This is a genomic window from Kitasatospora sp. NPDC056651, from assembly GCF_042792155.1.
In the GTDB taxonomy this organism is placed as follows: Bacteria; Actinomycetota; Actinomycetes; order Streptomycetales; family Streptomycetaceae; genus Kitasatospora.
In genome coordinates this window covers 1-23,158 of the sequence record NZ_JBHTWX010000007.1, presented here as the reverse complement: position 1 = coordinate 23,158, position 23,158 = coordinate 1, and the positions used below count along the sequence as shown (strand labels likewise).

Annotated in this window: 7 protein-coding genes and 1 pseudogene; 4 read left to right on the top strand and 4 right to left on the bottom strand. The window is 71.6% G+C overall.

The genetic code is table 11. The features are described 5' to 3' along the window. Positions 1-7: 7 nt before the first annotated feature. Positions 8-517, top strand: a pseudogene (locus ACFRAR_RS05170) (HNH endonuclease); the annotation flags it as partial. Between the two features lie 268 nt (positions 518-785). On the opposite strand, the gene ACFRAR_RS05165 reads toward ACFRAR_RS05170, so the two are convergent. From ACFRAR_RS05165 to ACFRAR_RS05155, 3 genes are all read right to left on the bottom strand, one after another. Further along, entirely contained in the window at positions 786-4,772 is a 3,987-nt protein-coding gene (locus tag ACFRAR_RS05165) for a beta-N-acetylglucosaminidase domain-containing protein (RefSeq protein WP_380694945.1), read from the bottom strand. Positions 4,773-5,038: 266 nt separating this feature from the next. Then, the gene (locus ACFRAR_RS05160) at positions 5,039-8,593 is read right to left on the bottom strand and encodes a ricin-type beta-trefoil lectin domain protein (RefSeq protein WP_380694943.1); all 3,555 of its coding nucleotides are present in this window, start codon (positions 8,591-8,593) and stop codon (positions 5,039-5,041) included. Between the two features lie 80 nt (positions 8,594-8,673). Then, positions 8,674-9,288 (bottom strand): hypothetical protein, encoded by a 615-nt coding sequence (locus ACFRAR_RS05155; RefSeq protein WP_380694941.1) that lies wholly within the window; start codon positions 9,286-9,288, stop codon positions 8,674-8,676. Between the two features lie 433 nt (positions 9,289-9,721). Between ACFRAR_RS05155 and ACFRAR_RS05150 the strand changes: the two genes are divergently transcribed. From ACFRAR_RS05150 to ACFRAR_RS05140, 3 genes are all read left to right on the top strand, one after another. Then, on the top strand, positions 9,722-16,936 hold the full coding sequence (locus ACFRAR_RS05150) for an RHS repeat-associated core domain-containing protein (protein WP_380694939.1): 7,215 nt from the start codon (positions 9,722-9,724) through the stop codon (positions 16,934-16,936). 981 nt (positions 16,937-17,917) lie between these two features. After that, complete coding sequence (gene malQ / locus ACFRAR_RS05145; RefSeq protein WP_380694937.1) at positions 17,918-20,032, top strand: 4-alpha-glucanotransferase; 2,115 nt, start codon at positions 17,918-17,920, stop codon at positions 20,030-20,032. Positions 20,033-20,140: 108 nt separating this feature from the next. Continuing rightward, on the top strand, positions 20,141-20,368 hold the full coding sequence (locus ACFRAR_RS05140) for a hypothetical protein (RefSeq protein WP_380694935.1): 228 nt from the start codon (positions 20,141-20,143) through the stop codon (positions 20,366-20,368). Between the two features lie 76 nt (positions 20,369-20,444). Here ACFRAR_RS05140 and pepN read toward each other — a convergent pair whose 3' ends face one another. Further along, positions 20,445-23,024, bottom strand: a complete 2,580-nt coding sequence (gene pepN, locus ACFRAR_RS05135) for an aminopeptidase N (RefSeq protein ID WP_380694933.1) — start codon at positions 23,022-23,024, stop codon at positions 20,445-20,447. Positions 23,025-23,158: the final 134 nt, after the last annotated feature.

Sequence of the window (23,158 nt, the reverse complement as noted above, 5' to 3'; positions counted from 1 at the left end):
GGCATCCGTGCCGCATGTCCTGGTCCTCAACGCGTCCTACGAGCCACTCGGCGTCGTATCGATGCGCCGCGCACTCATCCTGGTCCTCAACCACAAGGCGGTCAGCCTGGAGGACTCGGAAGTCACTCTGCACAGCGCCACCAGCGCCCTTCCGGCGCCGTCCGTCGTCCGTCTGACCCGCTTCGTGCGGGTCCCGTTCTGCGGGCCCGTCCCGCTCACCCGCCGGGCGCTGTTCGCCCGCGACCACGGCCGCTGCGTCTACTGCGGGGCCGCCGCCACCAGCGTCGACCACGTCATCCCGCGCAGCCGCGGTGGCCAGCACCGGTGGGACAACGTGGTGGCGGCCTGCCGCCGCTGCAACCACACCAAGGCCGACCGCCACCTCACCGAACTCGGCTGGCGGATGAAACGACCACCCGCGCCGCCCAGCGGCCTGGCCTGGCGCATCATCGGCACCGGGATCAAGGACCCACGCTGGCGGCCCTACCTGGAACCCTACGGCGGCGCGGACCAGCTGCGCGCCCCGCAGTGGGGGGAGTACGAGCACCGCGACCACACCGAGCAGCCGGCCCACCCCGTCCCGCTCGGCCGGGCACACCCCGCCCACCCCGCCCCCGTCCGCCGCGGTGAGCAGCCCGAACCGCTCTCCGCCTGACCACAGCTCCACAAGGGCCCGCCCGTCTCACACCGTCGGTACGCGCCTCATGGGCCGCCGAGCCCCCCGCACCGGGGAGCCGGCGGCCCGCCGCGTTCCCGCCGGGCCGCCGCTACTGCTCGGGCCTCCGCTACTGCCTGGGCGCCTGCGGACGCGCCGCGACGGAGCCCGGGGCGCCGCCCGGCTGGGACTGCCCGGCCGGGGGCTGCTGCCCGGCCGGGGCACCAGGCCCGCCAGGCCCGCCAGGCGTGGCCGGTGCGGTCGGCGCCGTCACGGCGTACAGCTCCACGCCCCACAGCGAGTAGCCGTACTTGGTGGCCCGGGCCACGCCCTGCACCCGGACGTAGCGCGTGCCGGGCGCGTCGAAGCGCACCGTCTCGTCGCCGCCCTTGCCGCCGTCCACCGTCGCCGCGTCCGTCCAGGTGTTCCCGTCCGCCGAGACCTGGATCTTGTACGAGGAGGCGTACGCGGCCTGCCAGTGCAGGACCGCCGCGCCCAGCCGGGTCGCCTGCGGCAGCTCCAGCCGCACCCAGGCGTCGTCCTTGGCCGGCGAGGACCAGCGCGTCTTCGGATCGCCGTCGGTGACCGCCGAGGCCGGGAAGTCCGCCGTCTCGTCGCCCGAGGAGGTGGCCTTGGCGCCGAGCGCGAGGTCCACCCCGCCGGTGGGCGGCACCACGTGCACCTGGAGGACCTGCCGGACGGTGGTGCCGCCGGACACGAACTGCACCGGCACCCGGTACGTCCCGGACGGGGTGTCCGCGGCGGCCGCGACCAGCAGCGGCACACCCACCCGGCCGCCGCGCGGCACGCTCACCGGGCCGGCCGGGGTGACGGTCAGGCCCTTGGCGGCGGCCGGCACCTCGGTGCGCAGCTCGCCGGTGGTGCCCTCGGGCCGGCCGGCCTCCAGGGTGGCCCGGGTCCGGACCGGCGCGGCCGCGCCGGTGACCACGTCCAGGGCCGGGTCGGCGAGGTCGAGCCGGGCCGCCGGGGCGTCCGCGTACCAGGGGATCACCTGGTTGACCACTGGCGGGTCGCCGCCGGGCTTCCAGGTCAGCCGGAACGCGTCGGCCGGCTGGCCGCCGGCCGGCAGCTCGTTGTAGCCGGGCTGCACGGTGCCGATGTCGGCCCAGGTGCCGTCGGCCCGGCGCACCGCGACGGTGGCGGTGGCGCGCACGGCGGGGTCGGTCAGCACGGTGAGCCGGTCCAGCGGACGGGCCGCGCCGAGTTCGACGGTGAGCGGCTCGTCCTGCGCGGTCGGCGGCTTGGCGGCCCGGTAGGCGGTGTCCGGGTTGCCGTCCAGCACGGCGGCGGCGGAGGAACCGGGCAGCGCGTCGGGGCCGCCGCTGACGCTGGCCGGGGAGTCGTCCGGGGCGGTCACGGTGAACTCGCGCACCGCGACGGCGGTCTTCTGCGCGGCGGTGGCCCGCAGCCGCACCGCCCGGACCACGGTGCCGGCCGGGAGGTGGGCGCTGACCGTCTTCTGGTTCTTCACGGTGGCGAGCTGCTTCCAGCCGCCCTCGCCGGTGGAGTACTCCAGGACGCCGTCGCGGATGTAGTCGTCGACGGCGCTCCGGGCGTCCGGGCCGTCGCCCCAGCCGCCCATCAGCACCGTCACACCGCTGACCGGGCGGCCGGCGCCGAGGTCCAGGCCGACCGCGTCGCCGGGCTGCGGGGGAGCGGAGCTCCAGTAGAAGGTGTCGGCCACGCCGTCGGTCATCAGCGCGGGCAGGTGGTCCTGCGCGGTGCCCATGGTGGTGGTCGGGGCGAGTGCGCCGCCGCCCACGCCGGCCCAGTTGTCGGCGGCGCGCACGGCGCGCTCCAGGAACGGGCCGAGCACCCCGGCGCCGACGGTGGCCGGGGCCCGGTCCAGCTGCTCGCGCAGCCGGTTGAGTTCGACCCGGGCCTTCCAGGCCGCGGCGCCGTCGCCGCCGTGCTGCGCCAGCAGCATGTCGAGGGAGGCCTGCCCGGCCAGCCCGTAGTCGCGCAGCGGGCCCAGCCAGGGCGCGGCCTCGCCGGCCAGCTGGGCGGTGGCCGGGGTACCGGCCAGGGTCTGCTGGGCGGTGGCCATGGTGGTGAAGGCCTCCCGCAGCGGGGCCGCGGCCTCGATCAGCCTGGCGAGGTCGGGGGCGGTGCCGGAGGTGGGCTCGGCGACCGCCCAGAACCGGTCCAGCAGCGGCGTCAGGTAGCCGGACTCCTGCTTGGACAGCGGGGAGGAGGTGTTGTTCCCGGCCAGCGCGGTGACGGCGGACAGCGCCGTCCCGGCGGGCGTCGCGGCGGCGCCGGTCGGCCCGGCCAGCGAGCGCACGGCGGCCCGCCAGGACTCCTCGGGCTGGTAGCCGGACGGGTTCCAGGCGAAGTCACCCGCGGTGGCGACGGCGATCCGGGAGGCCACCGGCTGGCGCATCGCGCCGGTCAGCAGCGCGGCCGAGCGGGTGGCCACCTCCGGGTCGCGCCCGGTGTAGGCGCCGAGGAAGAGCCGGTCCGGGCTGGCGTCGTTGACCGGGTAGTTGTCCATGGTGAGCAGCGGGCGCCCGTACAGCCCGGCGGTGTCGGAGGCCTGGGCACCGGTGATCTTCTCCGGGATCACCCCGACCCCGCTCCACGCCACCTGCACGCCCTCCGGCAGCGCCGCGGCCAGCGCCTTGCGGTACGGGGTGGAGCCCTGCTGGTGGTACTCGGTCGGGACGACCGACAGCGGTGCCAGGCCCGGGTTCTTCGCGATCAGCCGGTCCTGCACCTTGCGCACCAGCTCGGCCTGCGCCTTGGCCGCCGCGGCGGGCCCGGTGCCGTACTTGCCGCGGTCGCCGCCGCAGTGCCACTCGTCGTAGCTGACGTCCAGGAACTGGAGCTGGAAGGCGGTGAAGCCGAGGGCGCGCAGCCCGTCGAGCTTGCCCACCAGCGCGTCCGCGTCCTTGCCGGAGCTGAAGCAGAAGGACTGCCCCGGGTCGATCGCGTAGCCGAGCGTGACGTGGTTCTGCCGCGCCCGGACGCCCAGCTCGCGCAGCTCCTGGGCCTGGGCGGCCGGGTAGGGGACGCGCCAGCGGGAGAGCCGGTACGGGTCGTCACCGGGCGCGTAGAGGTAGAAGTTCTGCTTGGAACGGCCGAGGAAGTCGAGCTGCTCCAGCCGCTGCTGGGCGGTCCACGGGGTGCCGTAGAAGGCCTCCGCGGTGCCGCGCACGGGAGCGCCGGTCGGCCAGTCCCGCAGGGTGATCCCGGGCAGGCCGAGCCCGGCCGCCCCGGGGGCCTGCCCCTGCCCGGCCGGTACGGCGGCGAGCAGCTGACGCAGGCTCTGCGCGGCGTAGAAGGTGCCGGTGGCGTCCACGCCGGCCAGCACCACGGCGCCGTACGTCCCGCCGCCCTGGGCCGGCAGCTGACCGGCCGACAGCACGTACCCGCCGGCCGGCAGGCCCGCGAGCGAGGGCGCGGCGCCGTCCCCGCCACCGGCCGCGGCGGCCAACTGGCGCAGCACCCGGCCGGGTTCGCCGTCGGCGCCCTGGCCGACGTACACCACCAGCGAGCCGGCGGCCGGCGCGCCGGCGTCCGGCCGCGGCGTCACCTCGCTCGCCCCGGCGACCTCCAGCACCTCGCGGACGGCCCCGATCGCGGCGAAGTCCGCCTTGTCCCCGGTCACCAGCGTGACGGCGGACGGCACCGCGACGGGCTTGCCGGCCGCGGTCTGCTGCTGCGGCTTCGGGAAGACCTTCGGGTCGGTCACGCTGCCCAGCGGCGTCTGCGGCGCGGAGCTCACCACGGCCGCCGCCGAGCCGACGACGGGCGCCGACCCGGCGGCGTGCGCCGCCGAGGGCACCGCCCCGGCCAGCAGACCGCCGACCACGGCAGCGGCCGCGACCCCGGCCGCGATCTGCATCGCCCGGCGGCCCGGCCGCCGCCCGGCCCGCTCCGGCCGCCCGGCCTTTTCCGCCCGCTCCGCCCGGTCCACCCGCTCCGCCCGGTCCACCCGCTCCGCCCGTTCCTCGCGCACCGATGCCAACAGTGGCTCCGTTCCCTTGAGGTCGGCGATCAGCCGGTCCGCCGTCCGCGGCACCAGCTGACGGCACGTCCGTGCAGTGGCCTGCCGCGCCGCCACCGCCGCGGGGTGGTGCACGACCTCGCGCAACGCCGGACTCTGCTCCAACTGCGACCGAAGCCGCCGCCCGGCCGCAACGGACACACGGGCTTGCACAGGGGCCTCCTCGCCAGGCCGGAACCACATCTCCGACAACCCCACCAGTCGGCCGATCAGGTGTCAACGCCGTCGACGGCTATGCCTGGTTTGCTGTGATTAGTCCCCTTGTCCGTTGTCCCTCCGGCCGGCCCGGGGAACGCGTCGGGCCCGCGCCGCCGATCGCGACGCGGGCCCTGGCCCTGCTCAGAACCCCGAGGTCAGGAGCGTGGCGGCGCGGGCAGCACGGCCGAGTTCAGCGTCGGCATGCTCCACTGCTGGCTGGTGCCGTAGGCGCAGTCGAACAGCTGGAGCCGGGCGCCACTGGTCGCCTGCCCGCCCGGAAGGTCGAGGCAGCGACCGGAGGCCGGGTGGTACAGCCCGTTGTTCGCGAGCGGGACCCACTTCTGCGCCGCGGTGCCGTCGCAGTTGTGGTACTCCAGCTGCGTGGCGTTCACGGTGCCGGCGTTCACCGGGGCGATGCACCCGCCGTTGACACGGACGGAGCCGTCGTTCCCGAGCGCGACCTGCTGCGCCGGGGTGCCGTTGCATCCCACCAGCAGGATCGGGTTGCCGTTGACGGTGCTCGCGTTGACGTCGTCCAGGCACATGCCGGCGTTGACGCCCGAGCGGATGACGCTGGTCGCGTTCGGCGCGGTCGGCGCCACCGCGAACGGGTAGACGGCGGTGCTGCTGATGCTGCCGTCGAAGCTGGTGCTCGGCTTGGACTGGTACCTGTACCGGCCCAGGGTGAACGGCCCCGAGGACGCCGGGCTGGTGCTCGCCCGGTGGACCTTGGTGCCCGCCAGGACGCCGTCGACGTAGAGCGCTATCGCTCCGGTACCGGCGTTGTAGGAGGCGGTCAGTCGGGTCCAGACCCCGGGGTGGACCTGGGCGGCGGCGTTCTCGGTGTCGGTGAAGTCGTACGACCAGCCGTCGTCGTCACCGTACGCCAGGGCGAAGCGCCAGTTCTTGCCCGCGCCGTCGCTGTACAGCAGGAAGGTGCTGCCGTGCCCGGTCTCCTGGCTGGCGATCACGCCGCCGACGGGGCCGGACTTGGCCCAGGTGGAGACGGTGAAGCTCTTGCGGGTGTCGACCACGGGGCCCGACATGGTTATGTTCGAAGCGGCCCCGGGGCTGAATGCGCCCACCGTGATCAACCGGCCGTCCACGGTTTCGTTGTTGATCCAACTGACACCCGAGGCCGTGCCGTTGGCGTGCTTCTGGCCGTCGGGGACGGTGTTGGTGCCGTCGGGGGCCGCGAGCCAGTTGCCGATCGGGCGGTTGAGGTTGCCGAGCACGACCGGGGTCTTGTCCAGGCCGGTCACCGTCGCGCCGCTGTTGACATTCGGGGCCTTGGTCCCGACGCCGGCCCAGGCGATCAACTGGTTGTTGGTGTCCACGGCCCAGAGGTCCGGGATGCCGTCGCCGGTGAGGTCGCCGTTGGAGCCCACCTTCGGGTAGAGCTTGGCGTCGACGCCGCTGGCCAGCCACCCCTTGTCGGGGTCGTCGAACGCGGAAGCGTCGAAGGCGCCCCCGGGGGTGAGGGCCAGCTGATAGGCGTGGATGGTGCCGTCGGACTTGGACCGGGCCCACACCGTCGGGATGTTCGTCCCCTTGGCGGGGCCTGGGGTGATCAGTTCGTAGTTGTCCCACTTCGGACTCTGTGACAGCAGGATGGACGGGCCGTCGAGGTGCTTGTTCGTTGCCTGCTGGCCGAGCCACAGCCAGCCGTTCTCGACGAAGAGCAGTGACGAGTGCGGCAGACCGGCCGTGGGTGTCCCGGGATCCACGGGGGTGTCACCGGTGGGAGAGCCGAACGCCGCGATCTGAGTGACCGCGGACCAGTCCGTGCCGTACCGGTAAGTACCGCAGCCGATCTCGGCGCCGTCCGGCAGCATGCACGTGCGGCTCTTCGACAGCTGGTACTTCGCCTGACCGTCGAGGTGACCCGCAGTGTCGTCGTTGGCGTACAGGTAGAGACTGGCGTCACCGGGGGCATGGGCGATCAGGTCGTCGACGTTCCGGCTGCTGAAGGAACCCCGGTGGGTGATCTGGACCGTGCTCCAGTCCTGGTTGCCGTCCGCTCCGGGGGCCGAGGAGGGTGTGGTGTTCGGGGCTGCGTACGGGTCGGCGTTCGCACCGACCAGCCGCAGTGAACCTGTGCCGTCCGGCAGCAGGACGTCGGCCTTCCGGTCGCCGTCGATGTCGCCCATGATCGGGTCACCCGCGGCGGGGTTGCTCGGGACGAAGAAGGAGTACGCGACCGGCTGGGACATGTTGCCGGCGTTGTCCTGGGTCTGCAGGTAGAGGATGTTCGTCCCCCAGCGGTTGGCGAAGTACTTCAGCCGGAAGCTGCCGTCGTCCTCCATCTTGTTGATGACGTTCCCGCCGTCGGTGCACTTCCACCCGGTGGCCGCGGCCTGGATCGGATCGGTGGTCCAACGGGCGCAGGCCAGCCCGGAGGAGCGACCGCCGGTGGCCGGGGCCGGGTCGGTGCCGGTCAGGGTGAAGTAGCCGTCCTGGCCGACGAGCTTGGGGTGCCCGCCGAGGGTGCCCGACTCGGGGAAGTCCGTCGAGGTGATCCGGGCGGTCGGCGGGGTGCGGTCGATGCGCAGGAAGCACATCGGGCTGTTCGCGCTGGTGAGCGTGCCGTCGGTGGTGGCGGCGAACCAGCCGTACTGGTGACCGTCGATCAGTGACCCGACGCTCGCGTTCTTACGGCCTGAACTCGCCGCCCAGCCGGTCTCGTAGAGCTTGGAGGAGCCGTTGTCGTCGTCCCAGATCTTGAACGACGTCCAGAGCTGCTCGCCGGTCGGCGACCAGGTGTCCACGCTCAGGTTGATGTCGGTGTTGATCCCGACCCAGCCCGGGTTGTCCCAGGGGTTGGCGGTGCCGGGGGTCTGACACTCGCTGGATGCCGCGTTACCCGCGAAGCCCGGGGTCGGACTGGTCGCGGGGGAGCCGATGTGGGGCGTGAAGTCGTAGGTCACGACGACGTGCGGGTTGTTGGCGAACCGCTGGTGGAAGTACTTGTTGTTCTCGTCGTCCGGGGCGAACATGAACGTCCATCCCCCCCAGTGCTCACGCGCGGCCTGGACCATCTGGCTGGAGACGTCGAACTCCTTGCCGCCACCGCCGGAGATCCAGTTCATGCCGACCTTGGAGCAGTTTCCCAGCTGGAGACACGGCTGGGCGTTCCAGCGCGTCCACTGGTTGATCGGGTTGTTGTTGCCGGCCCCGGTCGAGTAGAGGCCCATCGGGGTGGAGGTCGAGGGGCTGGACGACATCGCGACGGTGGCGTAGAGCTTGGCACTGAGGACGGTCGAGTCCCAGAACGCCGAGTTCAGACCGACCTGGAAGTAGGCCCGCTCCTTGCCTTCCTTGTCACAGCGGTTGTTCGTGTTGGCGATGTAGCCGCAGTAGCCGGCCGCGGGTGTGTCCTGGCCGTCCTTGGTGCCGTTGTACTCCATCGTCTCCGGGTAGGCCGACTGCACCTGGGCCCAGGCCTGGGTGCCGTTGTCGACGCTGGGGTTCCAGCCCGGATCGATGAACCAGGGGCCGGTGCCCTGGGCGAGGAGCGAGGCGTCCGGAACCAGGTCGATGCCGCCGCCGCTGACGGTGGTGGCGATCGGCGCGGTCCTGGCGCCGGGGCCGGGGGCCTTGCTGTCGGAGACGGCCGTGGCAGGGGAACCGTCCGCAGCCGGCGCGGCGGCGGACTTGGCCGCGGCCGTGGGCTGGGTGTCCGTGGCGGGGGCCGTGGACGAGTCCCACATGACCGGAGTCGGCGCGGTGAAACGGGCCTTGCCGGAGGCGTCCTCCGCCGACAGGTTGCCGTTGGCGTCCGCCTTGACGGTCAGTCCGTCGGCGGTGGTGTCGAGGTGGAGCTTCGTGATCCTCGGTCGGCCGCCGCCTGCGCGGTGCGGACGATCAGGACCTGGCGCCAGCCACCCGCGGCGGTGGCGGCCAGCTCCAGGTCGACATCGGGCAGGACGGAGCGGTAGAGCGCGCTGCTGCCGATGAGTTCGGGCTTCGGCAGGTTGAACGGCGCCTTGATCGACAGCTTCTTGCCGTCGGCCGTCGCCATGGTGGCCAGCGGGCCGTTGCCGCCGCCGGAGAAGGTGAGGCCGGACGGTACGGCGGCGGGTGCGACCGTGCCGTCGGGGTTGGCCCGCAGGGTCGCGTCCACGGTGCGCCAGGTGCCGTCGGCGTTCTTGACCCGCTCCACCACGGGGGAGGAGTCGGTGGTCAGCGTGCCGTCAGGGTTGGCGGTGGTCTGGCTGCCGCCCGTGGTCATGGAGTCGACCACCACGGGCTTTCCGGTGCTCTTCGCCTTCGCCTGGGCGGCGCGAATCGCCTCGGTCTGTGCCGAGGTGGAGCCGGGCTGTCCATTGGCCGGAGGCGTGGGCCACGAAGTGTCGGCGGGGCCGTGGTTGCGGTCGTCCGAAGCCGCCACCGCGGTACCAGGCACCGCCAACAGCCCGGCGCCCAGGGAAAGGACGGCCGTGCAGGCGAGCGGCAGAATTGCCGCGCGGAATGTCCGTATTCCCATAGGTCGTCTCAAAACGGAAGGAGATGGCGAATGCGACCTCGACATGAAAGCCCCCCTGTCGTCGGGTGATGTGAGCAGAGATCGGCCGCACGCTGCCTTCACAACTGCTCCACTGTCAAAGGGTTATGTCGACAAGTTGTCCGACTTGTCGGGGGTGGTGACACATTGCTCTCTGTGTGACATGAGTCACGCGGGGTGATTCTCTTCTTTCCTGCCTTGGGTGGGTCGTGTGCCTCTAGGGTTCCGGGGCCCGTGCCGGTGCGATCGGCGCCGGTCAAGCTTTTGGAAAATCCCAAGAGGGGATCAATTGTCCAGATCCATAAGCCTGTTGACCCGAATACGAAGTTCGCGCGTGGCCGTGGTGGCGGCTCTGGCCGTCACCATGTCCGGGGTGACGCTCCCTTCGCTGGAGGCGGTCGCCCATGCGGAGGCCCCACCGGAGGTGTGGGTGCCGCCGAACACGCCGGTGCCCGAGGTCCAGCCGGTGAAGGGCGCCGACGGCAAGCCCGCCGGCCACACGCCGGACCCCGGTGTGAAGTGGTCGCCACCGGCCGACTCCAGCCCGCCGTCCGGAACGGCCACCGCCGTCCTCGGCGGCGCCGCGGCCAAGGCGTCGTCGGCAGCCGGCGCGACGCCGACCTCGGTTCCGATCCAGGCCGGATCCCTTCCGGTCTGGATCGCTCCGGTGCCCGGCCCGAAGACGGCGGCCCGAACCGCTCCGGCGGCCGATGACGCTTCGCCCGCGCTCCGGATCGAGCTGGCCGACCAGGCCCGCACCGACGCCGCGGGCGTGAACGGCGCGCTGGTGGGCGTCACCGATACCGGCCAGGGGTCCGGTGCCGGGCGGGTCGAGGTCGGGATCGACATCCAGGCCTGGGCGGAGAACGCCGGCGCCAACTGGGCGTCGCGTGCTCGGATCGTCCAGCTGCCCGGCTGCGCGCTGACGACTCCGGGGGCCACCGGCTGCGACACGCGCACGCCGGTGGCGTCCCACCGGGACGGTTCGACCGGCCGTCTGGTGGCCGAGGTCGACGTCCCGCAGCCGGCCACCCCCGCCGTCGGCAAGGCCCTCGCCTCGGGGGCCTTCGGGGCGCCGGGCGTCGCGTCCCCCACGGTGGCGCTCGCCGTCGAGGCGGGCACCAAGGGCAGCGGCGGTGACTTCACGGCTTCGCCGATCACCCCGTCCGCCTCCTGGCAGTCCGGCTCCAACGCGGGCAACTTCACCTACGGTTACACCGTCGAGCTGCCCTCGGCGCTGGCCGGCCCGGCCCCGGACGTCTCGCTCGGTTACGACTCGTCCGCGGTGGACGGCAAGACCGCGTCGACCAACGCCCAGCCTTCCTGGATCGGTGAGGGTTGGGCGTGGCACCCGGGCTCCATCGTCCGCGGCTACAAGGGCTGCAAGGACGCCGGGATCGACAAGTCGGGCGACCAGTGCTGGGGCGGCGACCTGCTCCAGCTCTCGCTCGCGGGCCACGCGGGCCAGCTGGTCAAGGACGACAAGTCCTGCGAGTGGCACCTCCAGGGCGAGGACGGCACCAAGGTCGAGCGGCTGACCGGCCAGAACAACGGCGCCTGGAACGGCGAGGCCTGGCGGATCACCACCACCGAGGGCGTCCAGTTCTACTTCGGTGCCAACCACCTGCCCGGTGGCGACGGCACCGACCAGGCCAGCAACTCGGTCTCCACCGTACCGATCTACTGGCCGGGCGGTCAGGACCCGTGCCTGAAGACCGGCTCGCCGGCCACCAACTCCTGGAACCAGATGGGCTGGCAGTGGTCGCTGGACTACGTGGTCGACCCGCACCAGAACCTGATCACCTACCGGTACGACCAGGAGCAGAACTACTACGCCCGGGGCGGCGGCCAGAACAACGGCAACGGCACCCGGACCAAGTACGAGCGGGCGAGCTACCCGACGTGGGTCGGCTACGGCCAGCGCCTGCCCGACCAGATCGCGGCCAAGGGCAAGGCCAACCCGGCCGCCCAGGTGTGGTTCCGGACCGCCGAGCGCTGCCTGGCGGACAAGGACTTCAGCTGCGACCCGTCCCTGCGGACCAAGGCCAACGCCAAGCGCTGGCCGGACACCCCGGTCGACCAGGACTGCAAGGACACCGGTGACTGCACCGTCTACTCGCCGACCTTCTGGACGACCAAGCGGATGACGAAGATCGACACCGAGGTCTGGGACGGCGCGAAGTACCGGTCGGTCGACTCCTTCGCCCTCAACCAGTCCTTCCAGGACCCGGGTGACGGCACCTCGCCGTCGCTGTGGCTCGACTCGGTCCAGCGCACCGGAAGCAACAACCGCACGCCGCTCACGCTGCCGGCGGTGTACTTCCAGCCGCTGCAGATCGCCAACCGCGTCGCGGGCCAGATCACCCAGCCGGACGGCAACAAGGCATCCGTCGAGCCCTACAAGCGTCCGCGCATCCAGAAGATCACCACCGAGACCGGTGGCCTGGTCAACGTCGTCTACCAGCCCGCCGAGTGCTCGCGCGAGGCCGGCGGGAAGATGCCGGCCTCCGAGGACGGCAACACGCTGGCCTGTATGCCGGTCAAGTGGTACCTGCCGGGGCAGACGGCGCCGGATCCGGTGAACGACTGGTTCAACAAGATCGTCGTGAAGTCGGTGACCCAGGAGGACTCGGTCGCCGGCGGCCAGCCCATGGTCGTCACCGACTACGAGTACGGCGGCGGCGCGGCCTGGCACCGCAACGACTCCGAGACGGCCGACCCCAAGTTCCGCACCTGGGACCAGTTCCGCGGGTACGCGACGGTGACCACCCGCACCGGCAGCGGCAGCGATGTCGAGGCGCCGCGCACCAAGTCGGTCGCCACCTTCCTGCGCGGCATGGACGGCGACGTCCTCGCCAACGGCACGACCCGCCAGGTGTCCGTGCCGGACGCGCACGGCGGCACCATCAAGGACGAGAACGTCCTGGCCGGCTTCGTCCGGGACTCCTCCAGCTACACCGGTGACAACGGCGAGCTGCTGTCCACCATGGTGACCGATCCGTGGATCGGTCCGATCACGGCCACCCGCAACCAGTCCGGCGGCATGCCCGCGATCACCGCCCGGGCCGTCAACGCCCTCAAGGTGACCAACCGGGCGAAGCTGGCCAACGGCAACTGGCGGACCAGTGAGCGCTCCACCACGTACGACTCGACGGTGTTCGCCCGGCCACTGACGGTCTACGACAACGGCGACGTCACGCACCCCGAGCAGCTGCTCTGCACCTCCTTCGAGTACGCCACCGGCCCCGGCGGCGTGCCGACGCAGCTGGCCTCGCGCACCCTGGTGCTCAGGGGAGCCTGCGGGCAGACCGCCACCAAGGACAACACGGTCGCCGACACCCGCTCCTACTTCGACAGCCAAGGCCTCGGCAAGGTCGACGCCAAGGCCGAACAGACCTCGACCGAGGTCCTGGAGCGCTACGACGCGACGGGCCAGCCGGTCTACCGGACCACCGCCCGGGCGAGCTTCGACGCCTACGGCCGGGTCGTCAGCACCGTCGACCCGACCCGCACCGACGCCGCTCATCCGTCCGGTGCCGAGACCAAGACGGCCTACTCGCCGGCCACCGGTCAGCTGCCGACCCAGGTGACCCACACCAACCCGTTGGGCTGGCAGACCGTCAGCACCCTCGACGTGGGTCGCGGCTCGGCACTCAAGATCAAGGACGAGAACGGCCGGGTCGGCGAGCAGGAGTTCGACTCCCTTGGTCGGGCGGTGGCGGGCTGGAGTCCCGGCAATGACCGCGCGACATACCCCAACCGTCCCAACCGTAGGTTCTCCTACTCGGTCAACGGTTCCAACGCGCCCTCGCACGTCCTCACCCAGGCCTTGATGGGTGACATGTCAACCAAGGAGGAGACCTACACCTCCAGTTTCACCATCTACGACGGCCTCGGCCGGATCCGCCAGACCCAGGCCAGCAGCCCCTCGGGGGCCACCGGCCGCATGATCACCGATGCGCTGTTCGACTCGCACGGCTGGCAGATCAAGACCAGCGCCGCCTACTACAACGATCAGGCATCGCCCAGCGGTCAGCTCTTCCTGCCCAACGGCGGGGTTAACCCGGACAGCAAGATTCCGTCCCAGACCGTCGAGAAGTACGACGGCGCCGGCCGGGTGACCGACTCGGTCCTCCAGTCCTACGGCGTCGAGCAGTGGCGCTCCCACACGGACTTTCCCGGAGCCGACGAGGTCCGCACCACCCCGCCGGCCGGCGGCTACGCCAGCGCGACGGTGTCGGACGCCCGCGGCAGGACGGTCGCCCTGCGCCAGTACAAGTCCAACACCCCGACCGGCGCGTACGACGAGACTACCTACGGCTACACGCCGGAAGGCAAGGAGGCCTGGCGGAAGGACGGGGCCGGCAACCAGTGGACGTACGAGTACGACCTGCTGGGCCGTCCGGTGAAGTCCACCGACCCGGACTCGGGTACCGGGACGACCACGTACGACGACAGCAAGAACCTCGTCACCGTCACGGACTCCCGAGGCAAGAGCGCCACCAGCGTCACCGACCTGCTCGGCCGTAACATCGCGGCCTACGAGGGCGCGACGACCGACTCGGCCAAGCAGGTCGCTTCCTGGACCTACGACACCCTCGCCAAGGGAAAGCCGACGTCCTCGACCCGTAACGCAAGCGGGCAGGTCTTCAAGTCGGAGATCACCGGCTACGACATCGGATACCGCGAACGCGGCACCAAGACCACCATCTCGGGGACGGGGGTGGAGAGCGGTCTCGCGGGCGTCTATCAGACCGACAATACCTACGATGCCGCAGGCCGCCTGTTGACCACGACCATGCCGGCGGTGGCCGGTATGGGGCGGGAGACTCTGACCTTCGCCACGGACACGGTCGGTCAGTTCGGTGGCCTCTCCAGCACCATCGGCGTCGCGACCACGACATTCGTGGCCGACGTCCGCTACGACCCCTACGGCCGGCCGTACCGCACCACCGTGGGCCGCGCCGGTGCGCAGGTGGTCGCCACCGTGCTGATCGACGACGCCACGGGCCGGGTGACGCGTTCGGTCCTGGACAAGCAGACCGCCGCGACAGCGAATGTCGACGCCGTCGACTACACCTACAACCCGCTGGGCCAGGTCACCTCGGCCCGCGACGCCCAGGACGGCCAGGTCGCCGACCTGCAGTGCTTCACCCACGACTACCTCGGGAGGCTCACCCAGGCCTGGACCGACACCGGCACCCAGACCACCAAGCCGCAGCCGAGCGTGCCGGCAGTCGGGGCCTGTGCCAACACCGACGGCCCGTCGGTGAGCGCGGGCAAGCCCAGCATCGGCGGGCCCGCCCCGTACTGGCAGCAGTACGAGTACGACCTCATCGGCAACCGCACGAAGCTGGTCCAGAAGGACGTCACGGGCAACGCGACCAAGGACGTCACCACCACCCAGACCTTCGGCACCGGCCCCAACACCCCGTCCTCCGACCCGAAGACGGGCGGCGGCACGGGCGGCCCGCACGCGCTGATGAAGTCCACGCAGACCGGCCCGGCCGGCACCGCGGTCACCTCCTACACGTACGACGCCGCAGGCAACACCACGTCGATCACCGACACCCCGGGCACCAGGACGCTGACCTGGAACGCCCAGGGCAAGCTCGACCAGATCACCGGCACCGGCCAGAACGGCGCGACCAGTTACGTCTACGACGCCTCAGGCAACCAGCTGATCCGCCGCGAGGCCGGCAAGGTCACGCTCAGCCTGGGCGCGGACCAGCTGACGCTGGAGAACGGAGTGGCCACCAACGTCCGCACCTACGCGGCGCCCAACGGCCTCTCCATCACCCGCACCACCACCAACGGCGCGTCCAAGCTGGCGTACCAGGGCGCGGACCCGCACGGCACCAACGGTGTCCAGTTCGACTCGGCGACCCTCGCCCATGTCCGCCGCCTCACCGACCCGTTCGGCAACGAGCGAGGCACCCAGCCCGCGACGGGCGTCTGGGCCGGTGACAAGGGGTTCGTGGGTGGCACCAAGGAGAAGTCGACAGGCTTCACCCTCCTCGGTGCGCGCGAGTACGACCCCAAGACGGGCCGCTTCATCAGCCCCGACCCGATCATGGACGCCGGCGACCCCCAGCAGTGGAACGCCTACGCGTACGCGAACAACAGCCCGATCAACAAGTCGGATGCCAGTGGTCTGCACCCCGATTGCGAACCGCAGTGCTCCGATTTCCACTGGGACTCCAACGGCAACATGTCCCCCAAGCCCGAAGCTACCGGTTCGCCTTCCCCGGGACCGGGCAGCACCAGCACGCCGGCAGAGGACGACACGAAGAACAAGAAGGACGCCGCCGACCAGGCCCTGCGCGCGAGCAAGCACAAGCGCGATGAGCTCGTGCACAAGGTGGTCGACATCGTCGGCGATCTGATCGGCTTCAACGACGCCCGTGACTGCTTCACCAAGGGCGACGTGATGGGCTGCATCAACACCGCACTCAACGTGGTGCCTTGGGGCAAGATCTTCAAGGTCGTCAAGGTGTTCATCCAGGCCACCAAGATCTACAAGGAGATCGAGAAGGCCTACACCGCCATCCGGCTCGGCGAACGCGCCTCCAAGGAGGCCGAGGCCGCGTACGTCGCTGCCAGGACGGCCGGGGACGAGGCCAGAGCGGCCGAGAGAGCGGCAGCCAAGGCGGCAGAGGAAAAAGCAGCAAAAGAAACAGCGGTCGACGCACCAGGAACAGAGCCCAACGCCGCGGCCAAGGGCGCCGATGATTCGGTCGCCGCGAGCTGCATCCGCAACAGCTTCCAGACTGGGACTCAGGTCCTGATGGGGGACGGCACTCTCAAGCCGATCGAGGAGGTCCACGAGGGCGACGTCGTCATGGCGACCGACCCCCAGACCGGCGAGACCCACCCCGAACCCGTCACTGCCACGATCACCACCCCCGACGACAAGGACTTCACCGACCTCACCCTCACCGACGACGCCGGCCCCCGCGGCCCCCCGGCCGACGACCAGGCGAAGATCACTTCCACTCACCACCACCCCTACTGGAGCGAGACCCGCCAGCAGTGGGTCGACGCCGGAGAACTCACCTCCGGTGAACAGCTCCGCAAGCCCGACGGCACCACCCTCACCATCCAGTCCGTCCGCAACTACCCCTACGCCGTCACCACCCACAACCTCACCGTCAACCTCCTCCACACGTACTACGTTGTGGCAGGGGCGGCGCCGGTCCTCGTTCACAACAGCAACTGCGAGCCTGCAACCCCCGGTTTACTGGCGAGAGTTTTTGGCAAGGAACCGAACGCGACGGTGGGGGATCTTCGTGGGATCAAACTCCCGGACGTAGGCGGGACGCCGGATAGTCCCGCGAAGGCTCGGGCAATCTCCAGGCTCACTTCGCGAAAGCTTCTTAATTCCGTTCTTCGACCGAAAGACGGAGGCTACCTCACTGTGGGGCGGAATGGGGCGATGCAGAACGGAAACCATAGGGCTGCTGAACTGATTAGTCGGGCGGAGTATAACGAACGTACAGGTCTCGGTGGGATATCGTGGGAGACGCCAATTTATATCAGAGGTTTGTGATGGCTAGGTGCACGCCCAGGGATGTTGTTGCGGCTCTGCTTACGCAGGGTCTCCTTGAGATTCGATCCCTGGCCAGGGAGGGTGTTGTGGTTGCTCCGCATGAGGGCGGCCATACTGGCGAATCTTTTCAGGGTGATGTCTATATGATCGCGGACATTTGCCATGGATTCGCAGGATCATTGGGGAGGGGGGTATTCGCCCGGCAGCGAGGGCCGAGGCATGCCCTCTCCTGGCGCTGGGCGGCGCTTGGGATCCCCGGGCGGCAGTGGATCAGGTCTCGACTGGAATCCCTGGGCCCTGAGTATGTCGAAGCTCTTGAGCGATGCGTGAAGGAAGGTGCGACGGGGAAAGCAAGGCGCGGGTGAGGTCGACGGTTTTCGGTCGAGCTCGGTTCGCGGCATGGTGAGAGTTGGGCGGGGAACTCCTGGCTTTTCGGGATCAGAAACTGTCCTCTGAGGGGGAATCGGCAGGGAATTCCTCTGACTGTAGAGCTTCGCGGCACGGACTTGGTTCAATGATCTTGCCGGGTCCGTGCCCGCGACTTTTGATCACCTGTGACAGGACGACGCCGGTCCGTGTCGGGCGCGAAGGGGGGCGGTCCGATTTCGTCGAGCCTGAGCCGCGGGCCGTGGCAATAGCCCACAATCGGGGCCGCGCCCCGTGCGCCTCGGGTGCGGGACGGATACCTGCCGTGCGCTCAAGATCGAATTTTGGAACGGGCTCAGGTGCTGGACGGTATGCCTGTTCCCGTATCCAAAACCTTCCCATCAAGGGATTTCTGACGCTTTGCAAGGAAGCGCGGTTGTACGGCGGCGCCCTCGCGAGATCCTCGTGTGGGCGCCGCAGCCCTTCAAGGCTGGCGGGGCCTCGCGCCGCGCTCGGCGGGGCCGCCGCCGTGTCGCGCTGGGTGATCGAGGTGTCACCCGGGTAGGAAAGGGGTCGTCCTGAACGGGCGTAGCCGAGACAGCGCAGGAGCCGCGAGTGGCCGCTTACCACGACAGTGACGGAGCCGGGCAGGTACCGGCACAGGACGCCCCGCCGCCGCCCGCCCGACTGGTGGCGCTGGCGCGGGCGTACGGGGTGGACACCCGGCATCCGGGGCCGGGCGGGCAGTCGGTGGGGGCGCGGACGCTGGTCGCGGTGCTGGCGGCGATGGGGGTCGCGGCCGGGACGCCGGAGGAGACGGAGGCGGCGCTGGAGCGCCACCGGGCCGAGCAGCGGGGCCGGTTGCTGCCGCCCTGCGTGGTGGTCCGGCAGGGCCGGCGCACCGCCCTGGACCTGCCGGCGGACGCGCGGCTGCACATCGAGCTGGAGGACGGCGGGAGTTGGGAGCTGCCGCGGGGCCACTCGCACTGGGTGCCCGGTGACCTGCCGCTGGGACGGCACGTGCTCACCGCCCACAGCGAGGGGCGGACGGCCCGTGCCGTGCTGATCGTCGCCCCCGAGCGGCTGCCGCCGCTCCCCGGCCGCGGCTGGGGGTTCCTCGCCCAGCTGTACTCGGTGCTGTCCGACCGCTCCTGGGGCATGGGTGACCTCGGCGACCTCGCCGAGCTGGCGCAGTGGGCGGGCGCCGCCCTCGGCACGGACTTCGTGCAGATCAACCCGCTGCACGCGGGCCTGCCCACCAGCCCGTCCGACCCCTCCCCGTACCGCCCCTCCTCCCGCCGCTTCGCCGACCCGGTGCACCTGCGGATCGAGGCCGTCCCCGAGTACGCCCACCTGGACGGCGACCGGCGCGACCGGGCCGAGGACCTGACCCGCCGCGCCGCCCGGCTGCGCGAGGAGGTGCTCGGCCACGACGGGCTGATCGACCGCGACGCCGTCTGGCGGCTCAAGCGCGAGGCCCTGGAACTGCTGCACGAGGTGCCGCGCGGCCCCGGTCGGCAGGCCGGGTACGAGGCGTACCTGCGCCGTGAGGGCGAGTGGCTGCGCCGGCACGCCCTGTGGAACGCCCTGGCCGAGGAGCACGGCCCCGACTGGCACCACTGGCCGAAGGGCCTGCGTCACCCGGACGGCCCACAGACCGGGCAGGCGGAGAAGGAGCTCGGGGACCGGGTCGAGTTCCACCGCTGGCTCGCCTGGCAGGTCGACCAGCAGCTCGGCGCCGCCCAGCGGGCCGCCCGCGAGGCCGGCATGGCGGTCGGTCTGATCCACGACCTGGCCGTCGGCGTCCACCCCGACGGCGCGGACGCCTGGGCCCTCCAGGACGTGCTGGCCGGCGGCATCGCGGTCGGCGCCCCGCCGGACGCCTTCAACGCCCACGGCCAGGACTGGGGCCTGCCGCCCTGGCGTCCGGACGCCCTCGCCGAGGCCGGTTACGCGCCGTACGCCGAGCTGCTGCGGGGTGTCGCCCGGCACGCCGGGGCCCTGCGGATCGACCACGTGATGGGCCTGTTCCGCCTCTGGTGGGTGCCGGCCGGACACCCGCCCACCGAGGGCGCGTACGTCCGGTACGACGCGGAGGCGATGCTCGGGGTGCTGGCGCTGGAGGCGCACCGGGCCGGGACGGCGGTGATCGGCGAGGACCTCGGCACGGTCGAGCCGGGCGTGCGGGAGGAGCTGGCGGCGCGCGGCGTGTTCGGCACCTCCGTCCTCTGGTTCGAGCGGGACTGGCGGGCCGACGGCGCCGTCCTGCCCCCGGACCGCTGGCGGCCGGGCTGCCTGGCCACCCTCACCACCCACGACCTGCCCAGCACCGCCGCCCGGCTCTCGGGCGAGCACGTCGAGCTGCGGCACCGGCTCGGGCTGCTGGCCCGGCCGCTGGGGGAGGAGCAGGCGCAGGCGGCGGCGGAGCTGGCCGACTGGCGGGCGGAACTGGCCAGGCTGGGGCTGCTCCGGCCGGGCGAGCCGCTGTCGGTGCCCGCGCTGTACGGCTTCCTGCGGGCGACCCCGGCCCAGCTGGTCGGCGTCTGGCTGCCGGACCTGGTCGGCGACCCGCGCCCGCAGAACCTGCCCGGTACCTGGGACCAGTACCCGAACTGGCGCCTGCCGGTCGCCGACGGCACCGGCGCCCCGGTCACCCTCGACCACCTCGCCGCCACCCCGACCGCCCGCCTCCTGGCCGACCTCCTCGCCCCGCGCACCCCGTCCCCCTGACCACCCGCCCCGGCGCGCGCCCCGGCTCCCGGGGCCCGCCGCAGGCGCCCGTCCGGCCAGCCCACCCCCGGCGCGCGCGCCCCCATAAGCGGCGGGTAAGTTGGAAACGTGGACAAGAGGAACGCTTTGCGAGCCGGCGCGGTCTCCGCAACGGTCACGCTGATGATGCTGCTGTCGTCGCCCGCCATGGCCTTCACCAGGGACGACGGTGATGACCCCGGTACCGGCCTGAGCGTCGGCCAGACCCTCGGCCTGTACGTGTTTCTCCCCCTCGTCGCCTTCGCGGTGATCGCCGGCCTGGCCGGCCTGCCGTACGGCAAGGGCAAGAAGAAGTAACCACCCAGAACCCGCTGAACCCCGAAGGGGCGCCGGACGACTCCGTCCGGCGCCCCTTCGGGGTACTGGCCTGCCGTCAGCGGGCCCCCGCCGCACGGTCGACGGCCTGGGCCCTGAGCGCGCGCTCGATGCCCGCCCGGGCCTCGACGACCTGGCGCCGCAGGGCCGGCGCCGGCTCGGCCGAGGCCAGCCACGCGTCGGTCGCCTCCAGCGTCCCGGCCGTCACCTGGAGCGACGGGTACAGCCCGACGATGATCTGCTGCGAGATCTCGTGGCTGCGGGCCTCCCAGATGCCCTTCACCGCCGCGAAGTACTTCTCCGCGTACGGTGCGATCAGCTCGCGCTGGTCGGACTGCTGGAAGCCGTTGATGACGGCGTCCTGCACGTAGTTCGTCAGGGTGTCCGACTCGATCACCGACGCCCAGGCCTCGGCCTTGGCCTCGGCGGTCGGCCGGGCGGCGCGGCAGGTGGCCGCGTGCTCCTGGCCGGCCGCGGTGTTGTCCCGCTCCAGCTCGGCCGCGATGGCGGCCTCGTCGGCCCGGCCGGTGGCGGCGAGCCGGGTGAGCAGGGTCCAGCGCAGCTCGGTGTCCACCGCGAGGCCCTTGAGCTCGGCCGAGCCGTCCAGCAGCCCGGCGAGCAGCCCGAGCTGGCCGTCGGTGCGGGCGACCGAGGCGAGGGCGCGGGCCCAGGCCAGCTGGTGGTCGCTGCCGGGTTCGGCGGCGCGCAGGTGCTCCTCCGCGGCGGCGGCCCAGCGGCCGAGGCCCTGCTCGCGCCACTGCGGGTCGGCGTAGGCGTCGAGGGCGAGCTTGACCTGCCGCTGCACCGACTGCACCACACCGATGTCGCTCTCGCGCCCGATGCCGGACAGCGCCAGCGACAGGTAGTCACGGGCGGCCAGCTCGCCGTCGCGGGTCATGTCCCAGGCGGAGGCCCAGCACAGCGCGCGCGGCAGCGACTCGGTGAAGCCGCCGAGGTTCTCGGTGACGACGGCCAGCGAGTCCTCGTCCAGCCGGATCTTGGCGTACGAGAGGTCGTCGTCGTTGAGCAGCACCACGGCCGGGCGGTGCCGGCCGACCAGCTCGGGCACCTCGGTGCGCGGGCCGTCGACGTCCAGCTCGATCCGGTCGGTGCGCACCAGCGCGTCGCCGTTCAGCTCGTACAGGCCGATCGCGATGCGGTGCGGCCGCAGCACGGCCTCGCCCTTGGCGCCGGCGGGCAGCGCGGGGGCGTCCTGGAGCACCGCGAAGGACTCGATCTGCCCGTCGGTGTTCACGGTGACGGCGGGCCGCAGCACGTTGATGCCGGCGGTCTCCAGCCAGGCCTTGGACCAGGCCTTGAGGTCGCGGCCGCTGGCCTCCTCAAGGGCGCCGAGCAGGTCGCTGAGCCGGGTGTTGCCCCAGGCGTGGCGCTTGAAGTAGGCCTGCACGCCCTGGAAGAAGGCGTCCTGGCCGACGTACGCCACCAGCTGCTTGAGCACCGAGGCGCCCTTGGCGTAGGTGATGCCGTCGAAGTTGACCTGGACGTCCTCCAGGTCGTTGATGTCCGCCATGATCGGGTGGGTGGACGGCAGCTGGTCCTGCCGGTACGCCCAGGTCTTCATCTGGTTGGCGAAGGTGGTCCAGGAGTGCGGCCACCTGGAGCCGGGGGCCTCGGCCTGGCAGACGGCCTCGGCGAAGGTCGCGAAGGACTCGTTGAGCCAGAGGTCGTTCCACCACTCCATGGTGACGAGGTCGCCGAACCACATGTGGGCGAGCTCGTGCAGGATCGTCGCGGCGCGGGCCTCGTACGCGGCGTCGGTGACCTTGGAGCGGAACACGTACTGGTCGCGCAGGGTGACGGCGCCCGCGTTCTCCATCGCGCCGGCGTTGAACTCCGGGACGAAGAGCTGGTCGTACTTCGCGAACGGGTACGGGTAGTCGAACTTCTCCTGGAAGTAGTCGAAGCCCTGCTTGGTGACCTCGAAGACGGCCTCCGGGTCCAGGAACTCGCGCAGCGAGGGGCGGCAGTAGATGCCCAGCGGCACCCGCTGCTCGCCGTTCTCGTAGGTGTCGAAGACCCCGACGTAGGGGCCGGCGACGAGCGCGGTGATGTAGCCGGAGATCCGGCCGGTGGGCTCGAACGCCCAGACCTGGGTGTCCCCTTCGCCGGCCGGCTGCGGGGTGGGCGAGTTGGAGACCACGACCCAGCCCGTGGGCGCGGTCACGGTGAACGTGAAGGCGGCCTTCAGGTCGGGCTGTTCGAAGTTGGCGAAGACCCGGCGGGCGTCCGGCACCTCGAACTGGCTGTACAGGTAGGTCTCGCCGTCGACCGGGTCGACGAACCGGTGCAGGCCCTCACCGGTGTTGGTGTACTCGCAGGTCGCGACGACCCGCAGCTCGTTCTCGGCGGCCAGACCCGGCAGCGGGATGCGGCTGTCGACGAAGCTCGCCGGGTCGAGCCGCTCGCCGTTGAGGGTGATCTCCTCGACGCTCGGGGCGACGAGGTCGATGAAGGTCTCCGCGCCGGGGGTGGTGGCGCTGAACCGGACCACGGTGGTGGACCGGAAGGTGCCGCCCTCACGGGCCGAACCGAGGTCGAGCTCGATGTCGTACGCGTCCACGTGGAGGAGGTCGGCCCGGGTGCGGGCCTCCTCACGGGTCAGGTTTGTGCCGGGCACTCGCTGCACTCCTTCGTCAGGCTGATGGACCGAATCCTCGCACGTCCAACGTACGGGGCAGCCGGAAAATCACCGCGGGGCGGGGCAGGGGGGGCTCGCCCCCCCCCCCCCCCCCCGGCGGCGGGCGCGGCGGG